Source organism: Phytobacter sp. V69 (genome assembly GCF_965644215.1).
Lineage (GTDB): Bacteria > Pseudomonadota > Gammaproteobacteria > Enterobacterales > Enterobacteriaceae > Phytobacter.
The window spans coordinates 1-6,998 of the sequence record NZ_CBFFRL010000220.1; the positions used below are offsets into that span (position 1 = coordinate 1).

Consider the following 6,998-nt stretch of genomic DNA (forward strand, 5'->3'; position numbering starts at 1 on the left):
GACTCTCAGAGTCTGGACTGAGTACGCCCCTATGGGGCGTTATCAATGCCACCTGCTATGCAGGTGGTTTTTTACGCACATTGGACAGGCTCTTGATCTGGTATCCCGTTACGATTCTCTCCGTAACCCACTGACTTCTCTGGGCGACTATCTGGACCCGGAACTGATTTCCCGCTGTCTGGCCGAAGCCGGTACCGTCATCCTGCGCAAACGCCGTCTGCCGCTGGAAATGATGGTTTGGTGCATTGTCGGTATGGCGCTTGAACGTAAAGAGCCCCTTCATCATATCGTCAACCGGCTGGACATCATGCTGCCGGGTAACCGTCCCTTCGTTGCCCCCAGCGCCGTGATCCAGGCCCGTCAGCGTCTGGGAAGCGAGGCCGTACGCCGCGTGTTCACACAGACAGCACAACTCTGGCATAACGCCACGCCGCATCCGCACTGGTGCGGCCTGACCCTGCTGGCCATCGATGGTGTGTTCTGGCGCACGCCGGATACGCCAGAAAACGATGCCGCCTTCCCCCGCCAGACGCATGGCGGGAGCCCGGCACTTTACCCGCAGGTCAAAATGGTCTGTCAGATGGAGCTGACCAGCCACCTACTGACAGCAGCCGCCTTCGGCACGATGAAAAACAGCGAGAATGAGCTTGCTGAGCAACTGATAGAGCAAACCGGGGATAACACCCTGACGTTAATGGATAAAGGTTACTACTCGCCGGGACTGTTAAATGCCTGGAGCCAGGCGGGAGAACACCGTCACTGGATGATCCCACTCAGAAAAGGGGCGCAATATGAAGAGGTCAGGAAACTGGGTAAAGGCGACCATCTGGTGAAGCTGAAAACCAGTCCTCAGGCACGAAAAAAATGGCCGGGTCTGGGGCAGGAGATGACAGCCCGCCTGCTGACCGTGACACGCAAGGGCAAAATCTGCCATCTGCTGACGTCGATGACGGATGCCATGCGTTATCCGGGTGGAGAAATGGCGGATCTGTACAGTCATCGCCGTGAAATTGAGCTGGGTTACCGGGAGATAAAACAGACGATGCAACTGAGCAGGCTCTCGCTGAGAAGTAAAAAGCCGGAGCTTGTGGAGCAGGAACTGTGGGGCGTGTTACTGGCCTATAATCTGGTGAGATATCTGATGATTAAAATGGCGGGGCATCTGAAAGGCTACTGGCCGAATCAGCTGAGCTTCTCAGAATCATGTGGAATGGTAATGAGGATGCTGATGACCCTGCAGGGGGCTTCACCGGGGCGTATCCCGGAGCTGATGCGTGCTCTTGAAAGTATGGGACAACTGGCAAAATTACCGACAAGAAGGGAAAGGGTCTTCCCGAGAGTGGTAAAGGAGAGGCCGTGGAGATACCCCACAGCCCCGAAAAAGGGCCAGTCAGTTGCTTAACTGACTGGCATTACAACCCAGGCTGCCGTTTTTAGTGTTTGCTCCCTCTCATGCGGTGAGAAGGTTGAGCACACTTATTTATTGCGCGTCAGTTTTTCCAGATCGGATTCAATTTCGTTGATCTTATTCGCGACAACGCTTTCCAGATGGCGGAGATCGTCAAGGATCTTACGTTTCAGATCCACATCGGTACGGTCACGCTGACAGATTTGATCTAACTCGTCGATCACATAGCGCAGGTTTGGACTGATCTCCTGCACCTCTTTGTAGCCCTGACCGATACCATCCGCGACCACGGTTTTGCGCTGACGTGGGTATTTAAACTTAACGCTTTTGGCAAAAAACTCGCCTTTGTCCTTGTGGAAATAGATTTTCAGGATGTCGTTGTTTGCTTCCTGACGGAGGCTATAGCGATCAATTTCATCAGGATTGGTGATGCCTAAACTTTTAAGATTATCGTACATAGCGGTACCCTTAAGCTCAACATAACCTATGAATAATTAACGAAAAAATCTATTTTCGCCACCTGGAAATGCAAAAAAGGCGGGATATATCACCCTCTCCCGAATTGGGAGAGGGTACGACTTAGTCGATGGTGCGCAGCAGTTCGTTGATGCCGACTTTACCACGCGTTTTGGCATCGACTTTTTTCACGATGACCGCGCAGTACAGGCTGTATTTACCGTCTTTAGACGGCAGGTTGCCAGAAACAACAACGGAACCTGCTGGTACGCGACCATAGTGAACTTCGCCGGTTTCGCGGTCGTAAATACGGGTGCTCTGGCCGATGTATACGCCCATGGAGATAACGGAACCTTCTTCAACGATAACACCTTCCACCACTTCGGAACGTGCGCCGATGAAGCAATTATCTTCGATAATGGTCGGGTTGGCCTGTAATGGCTCCAGAACGCCACCGATGCCAACGCCGCCAGACAGGTGAACGTTTTTACCGATCTGCGCGCAAGAACCAACGGTCGCCCATGTGTCGATCATGGTGCCTTCGTCGACGTAAGCGCCGATATTCACATAAGACGGCATCAGTACGGTGTTACGGGCGATGAATGCGCCCTGACGTACCGCCGCTGGCGGCACCACACGGAAGCCTTCTTTCTGGAAACGCGCTTCGTCGTAGTCGGAGAACTTCATCGGGACCTTATCGAAGTAGCGACTTTCCGCACCTTCGATAACTTTGTTATCGTTAATGCGGAAAGAGAGCAGCACGGCCTTCTTCAGCCACTGGTGAGTGACCCACTGACCATCGATTTTCTCTGCGACGCGCAGCGCGCCGGAATCCAGCAGGGCAATAACCTGGTTAACCGCTTCACGGGTAACGGTATCTGCGTTTGCCGGGGTGATCTCTGCGCGACGCTCAAAAGCGGCTTCAATAACGTTCTGTAACTGCTGCATTGTTAAACTCTTTCCATATAAAAAAACACGTCACCCTTTATCGTTTGGATTGAGGGCCTCTGTCAACCGTTGTTGTACCTCCTTTTGGAGCTCATCATTAAGGCCACGCCGGTCGGCAGTCGCGATTATAAATAAATCTTCTACTCGCTCACCAATTGTCGTAATTCTCGCCCCGTGGAGCGAAATGCCGAGGTCGGCAAACACTTTACCGACGCGGGCCAGCAATCCTGGCTGATCCAGCGCGATGAGCTCAAGGAAGCTTTTCCGGTCAGTATGCGTGGGCAGAAAATTCACTTCTGTCTCGACGGTAAAGTGGCGCAGTTTAGCCGGTTGACGACGCGGCTGTGGTGCCTGCCAGCTGTGTTGCGTTATCGCCTGCTCAAGGCCAAAACTGATCGCGTCGTGACGATCCGCCGACAGTGGGCTGCCGTCCGGCTCCAGTACGATAAACGTGTCCATCGCCATGCCGTCGCGGGTCGTGAAGATCTGCGCGTCATGTACGCTCAGATTACGCCTGTCCAGTTCGGCGCAGACGGCGGCAAACAGATAAGGCCTGTCCGGGCTCCAGATAAAAATCTCGGTACCACCGCGCGTGGCCTGCGGGCTAAGGAGGATTAGCGGTTTGCTAAGGTCGTGCTGCAACAGATGCCGCGCGTGCCAGGCCAGCTGGTTTGGGCTGTGGCGCACGAAGTAGTTGGCGCGACAGCGTCCCCAAATCTGGTGCAGTTGCTCTTCATCTATATTGTCCATGCGCAGCAGCGCCAGCGCCTGAAGCTGGTGGTGACGCACGCGTTCGCGCATATCCGGGGTATTTTGCATCCCGCGACGCAGCTGTTTTTCGGTGGCGAAGTAGAGTTCGCGCAGCAGGCTCTGCTTCCAGCTGTTCCACAGGGTTTCATTGGTCGCGCAAATGTCAGCCACTGTCAGGCACACCAGGAAGCGCAGGCGGTTTTCCGTTTGCACTTCTTCGGCGAATTGTTTGATGACTTCCGGATCCTGAATATCACGGCGCTGTGCGGTGACAGACATCAGCAGATGGTGGCGCACCAGCCAGGCAACCAGCTGTGTTTCCCGGGAATTAAGTCCGTGCAGTTCTGCGAATTTCAGCACGTCCTGCGCACCCAGTACCGAGTGGTCGCCGCCACGCCCTTTGGCGATGTCGTGGAACAGCGCGGCGATCAGAATCAGTTCGGGGTGCGTCAGGCGCGGCCAAAGCTCTACGCAAAGCGGATGGCGTGGGCGCGTCTCTTCACTGGCGAAGCTTTCCAGTTTCAGCATCACGCGGATGGTGTGCTCATCCACGGTGTAGGCATGGAACAGGTCAAACTGCATTTGCCCGACAATGTGCGACCACTGTGGCATATAGGCCCACAGCACGCTGTGGCGATGCATGGGCAGCAGGCCACGTTTTACGGCACCTGGGTGACGGAGCATGCTGAGAAAAATCGACCGCGCTTCCGGGATATAACACAGCGGCTGTGTCAGATGGCGTCGCGCGTGGCGCAGATGGCGCAGGGTCGTGGAGTAAATGCCGGTGATGCTGCTGTTTCGCACCATCATATAGAACATCCGCAGAATTGCCTGCGGCTCGCGGATAAACAGATTGTCATCGCGCAGATCGATAAGCGTACCGCGGAGCTGGAATTCATCATCGATCGCGCGCGGTTTTTCATCTTCGGTGAGCGCCAGGATCGCTTCGTCAAACAGCTGCAACAGCATATGGTTCAGCTCGGTCACGCGGCGAGTGACGCGGAAGAAATCCTTCATCATATGCTCGACCGGCTGGTTTCCTTCGCCGATATAATTCAGGCGCTGGGCAACGCTGAGCTGGCGGTCAAACAGCAGACGGTTGTCATAGCGGTTGAGCTCAAGGTGCAGAGCGAAGCGAATACGCCAGAGCAGATGTAAACACTCGTTTAACTCGTTGCGTTCGGCTTCGGTTAGAAAGCCAAAACCCACCATCTCATCCATGGAGGTGGCGCCAAAGTGGCGACGGGCAACCCACAGCAGGGTGTGGATATCGCGCAGGCCGCCGGGGCTGCTTTTAATATCGGGCTCAAGGTTGTAGCTGGTACCGTGATAACGCTGATGGCGCTCATTCTGTTCGGCTACTTTAGCCGGGAAGAATTTTTCCGATGGCCAGAAACCTTCGCTGAAAATGTGCTTTTGCAGCTCAAGGAACAGGGCGACATCGCCAATTAACAGGCGTGATTCGATCAGATTGGTGGCGACGGTTAAATCGGACAGTCCTTCCTGCAGGCACTCGCTCAGCGTACGCACGCTGTGGCCCACTTCCAGCTTCACGTCCCACAAGAGGGTGAGCAGTTCACCGATTTTTTGCGCCTGCTCGTCCGGCAGTTTCGTGCGGCTCAAAATGAGCAGATCGATATCCGACAGCGGGTGCAGTTCGCCGCGACCGTAGCCGCCAACCGCAACCAACGCGGTATCGCCGATGTCGCCAAAACCATATTCCAGCCAAAGGCGCTGCAGAAGCTGGTCGATAAATTCCGTGCGAGCTTCGATAAGTTGTTCGGCGGAAAGCCCTGCATCGAAGACATGCCCCAGCCACTGCTGAAAGGCATCAATACGCGCCTTGATGGTTGCGCAGTTCAGTTCATCCTGCGACCAGTCGCCGGGATAATCCGGCTGACCCGGGAGGGTGGGTTTCACCGTACTGATGAATTGTTCAGAAAATGTATTGCTCATTAACAGGCCACCCTAAATCGATTGGACAGCGAACCGCCGTGCTGGCTGGACATCCGCGCTACGGCGGTCAGGACCGGATTTATTCATTGTTGAGACAGAACGCGATTCAGACAAGTTAAAAGAGATAAACAAAAATGAAAAGTCGTTTATTTTTATGACGCGAAGGGGAAAAAACGGGAGATAACGCGGTGAATTTTCGCCGGTTACGCCGCCCGGTGGCGTGTCATTCGGGCGGCGAGCAAAGCGTTATGATTTTTCCTGTTTAAGATCCAGGGGAATGGATTCAAACAGAAAGCGGTCGAAGGTTGGCTGTTCGTTGCATTCGAGCTGTCGGGTGACGCGCTGCTTAATGTTTTCCAGGTGCTGCCACATGCTCTGGCGGGCGGCAACCGGATCTTTGCGCTGCAGAGCGGCGACGATTTCCTGGTGCTCCGTATACCCCTTCATGCTGTATTCTCGCTGGTCGGACTCTTTACTCAGCATCTGCCAAAGCGGGTCGCGGTTACGCACATCCCAGATATAACGCACAATCTCCGCCAGCAGGGCATTTTGCGTTGAAGCGGCGATAGTGCAGTGGAAGAGGGCATCAAGAGACTGATCGGGCGGCGCGTCGAGCAGCTTTTTCTCTTGTTCAAGGATTTCATACAGTTTGCCCAGATCGCTTTTCACAATCTGCGTGGCGGCAAACGCGGTGATGCTGGACTCGATCAACTGACGTGCCTGCAACAGTTCAAACGGACCCGCTTTGCCATCAAGAAAAGAATTAATTACCGTGTCGTTTTTTAAAACGTAGACGCCGGAGCTTTTTCTGATATCGATAAAGCCCTCCGCTTCCAATAAAATCATTGCTTCCCTGATTACCGCACGACCTGTGCCGAAAGACTCGGAAAGCGCTCTTTCCGTCGGTAATTTATCACCGGGCTTATAAACGCCATCTGATAACTGTTGTTTTATTGCTGTTGCAATTTCTTTATATAAACGTTTATCAGCCATGTAATTTAATCCTGTTTTTCCTCGATTATCAGCATATTCCGTTGAAACGTCAAGCAGTGCGCCGTTGCCCTGTGCGCGCGCCAACTCGTGCTGCAGGCCGTATGTCCAGAGCACTGAGGACGTGCGCGCTCAGCGTCTACGTACACGGATTATTTCATCAGGATTAAATCACGCCGGGTTTGCGTAATACAGTGAGCCTGTTGTTTTACAAAACGTAGCACACTCAATCTGCATTTAATATGTGGGGGGGGGTAAAAAAGAATATTCTTAAAAAAGAGTAAAGGCGATCGTGGATATTAATTCTGAGGTTAAAACAGGAAAATATAAATGAGAATATGAATGATTTAATTAATGTCAGCGCAGAAAGAAAAACGCGCAACAAATATTGCTGCGCGTAGCCAGGATACTCGTGAGCGAATTCAGATAATAAGTGCAACGCTCGGACATGATTGTGGAGAGTGTAGGAGGAAGGGTTAACTACCGATAA

5 protein-coding genes are annotated in these 6,998 nt (G+C 53.3%); 1 reads left to right on the forward strand and 4 read right to left on the reverse strand.

Going from position 1 to position 6,998, the window contains the following annotated elements; all coding sequences use genetic code 11:
- The first annotated feature begins 31 nt into the window (after positions 1-31).
- Positions 32-1,402, forward strand: coding sequence for an IS4 family transposase (locus tag ACSZPU_RS21715; RefSeq protein ID WP_499003043.1), 1,371 nt, complete (start codon positions 32-34; stop codon positions 1,400-1,402).
- A 74-nt stretch (positions 1,403-1,476) separates the two neighbouring features.
- Here ACSZPU_RS21715 and ACSZPU_RS21720 read toward each other — a convergent pair whose 3' ends face one another.
- The 4 genes from ACSZPU_RS21720 to ACSZPU_RS21735 form a co-directional block, all read right to left on the reverse strand.
- Positions 1,477-1,866, reverse strand: a complete 390-nt coding sequence (locus tag ACSZPU_RS21720) for a DUF3461 family protein (RefSeq protein ID WP_458044408.1) — start codon at positions 1,864-1,866, stop codon at positions 1,477-1,479.
- Positions 1,867-1,987: 121 nt separating this feature from the next.
- Entirely contained in the window at positions 1,988-2,812 is an 825-nt protein-coding gene (gene dapD, locus ACSZPU_RS21725; RefSeq protein WP_499003036.1) for a 2,3,4,5-tetrahydropyridine-2,6-dicarboxylate N-succinyltransferase, read from the reverse strand.
- A 30-nt stretch (positions 2,813-2,842) separates the two neighbouring features.
- Positions 2,843-5,518, reverse strand: a complete 2,676-nt coding sequence (gene glnD, locus ACSZPU_RS21730; RefSeq protein ID WP_499003038.1) for a bifunctional uridylyltransferase/uridylyl-removing protein GlnD — start codon at positions 5,516-5,518, stop codon at positions 2,843-2,845.
- A 246-nt stretch (positions 5,519-5,764) separates the two neighbouring features.
- The gene (locus ACSZPU_RS21735; protein ID WP_499003040.1) at positions 5,765-6,511 is read right to left on the reverse strand and encodes an FCD domain-containing protein; all 747 of its coding nucleotides are present in this window, start codon (positions 6,509-6,511) and stop codon (positions 5,765-5,767) included.
- Positions 6,512-6,998 lie beyond the last annotated feature (487 nt).